The organism is Arthrobacter sp. SW1, from assembly GCF_001766675.1.
In the GTDB taxonomy this organism is placed as follows: domain Bacteria; phylum Actinomycetota; class Actinomycetes; order Actinomycetales; family Micrococcaceae; genus Arthrobacter.
The window spans coordinates 1-928 of the sequence record NZ_MJLT01000050.1; the positions used below are offsets into that span (position 1 = coordinate 1).

Genomic DNA, 928 nt, shown 5'->3' on the forward strand with positions numbered 1-928 from the left:
ACCGTGACCGTCGGCTCGGTCGGCACCGGAGCACCAACCACACCAGCATCAACATCCAGGTTCGCCGGAACCTCAGCCGTCAGCGTCACAACCGCGGAGCGGCCGTTCTCGCCGGCGTCGGAGTCAACCGTGGTGTCATCACCGGCACCGGCCGGCGAGAACGAAGCACCCTGCGGAAGACCAGCAAACTCAACGACATAACCGCCAAGCTGCAGACCCTCAAACAGGTACGCACCATTCTCATCCGTRGTCGCCGTCACCGGCTGACCATCAGCACCATTCACCGGAGCACCCTGGCCATCCAACAGATTCACAGTCACACCAGCAAGACCAGGCTCACCAGCATCCTGCACACCATCAGAATCCAGATCCGACCACACACGATCACCAATCGAACCCGGACCAGCAGCACCGTCAGTAACGGTCAACGGAGTCTCGGCTTCGCCACCCTGATCATCGGTAGCAACCACCGAGTAATCACCCGGAGTAGTTCCTTCCGGAACCGTCAGCGGAGTAGTGAAGTTGCCGTTCTCATCGGTGGTCACCTGAACAGGATCACCAACAGGGTTACCGTTGGCGTCCTCCAGCTGAACCGTCACCGGCGAGTTCGGCGCGAAGCCCTCACCGGTCACCGTGGTGTCATCACCGGCAGGAACCGACGTCGGATCAACAGTCACCGACGGAGCCGCAGCGGGTTCGGTCACCGTCAGCGGAGCGGTGTCCTCATTGCCCTCGCCGTCAACAGCCTTCACGCCGTACTCACCAGGAGTCGTGCCTTCGGGAACCGTCAGCGGAGTAGTGAACCCACCGTTCTCGTCAGAGGTCAGAGCAACCGGCTCACCCACCGGGTTACCGGCGCCGTCAACCAACTGAACCTGAACAGGAGAGTTCGGAGCGAACCCAACACCGGTCACCGTGGTGTCATCAC

At 61.5% G+C, this 928-nt stretch carries 1 protein-coding gene; it reads right to left on the bottom strand.

The window, feature by feature from the left end; translation table 11 throughout:
• Nucleotides 1-928 (bottom strand): SdrD B-like domain-containing protein (locus BIU82_RS15960; protein ID WP_290439153.1); only part of this gene is annotated, 928 nt, incomplete at both ends.